Raw genomic sequence first — 214 nt, 5'->3', positions numbered from 1 at the left:
GTAAAAACAGCCGCTTTTGCCACTTTTACTGGCACTTTTTTATGATATTTTACGCCCGTTTATCGCTTGGTGTGCCACGGCATTCTGCCAGTTCAGCCCATCCAGCAGCCAGCGTAGTTGCCTGGCCGTGATTTCCATCGCGACCGTATCTTTCGGGTGCATCGGCCATTTGAACGTGCCGCTTTCCAGCCGGCGATAATGGAGCCAGAAGCCG

1 protein-coding gene is annotated in these 214 nt (G+C 53.3%); it reads right to left on the bottom strand.

Annotated elements, in window-relative coordinates:
- Positions 1-39: 39 nt before the first annotated feature.
- Positions 40-214 (bottom strand): IS66 family insertion sequence element accessory protein TnpB (gene tnpB / locus BZJ21_RS16920; RefSeq protein WP_168169640.1); only part of this gene is annotated, 175 nt, incomplete at its 5' end.

The sequence above is a fragment of the Salinivibrio costicola subsp. alcaliphilus genome (assembly GCF_001996185.1).
Taxonomy (GTDB): Bacteria; Pseudomonadota; Gammaproteobacteria; order Enterobacterales; family Vibrionaceae; genus Salinivibrio; species Salinivibrio costicola.
Note: the sequence above shows the minus strand (reverse complement) of the source record. Positions and strands in the feature narration are given on the sequence as shown.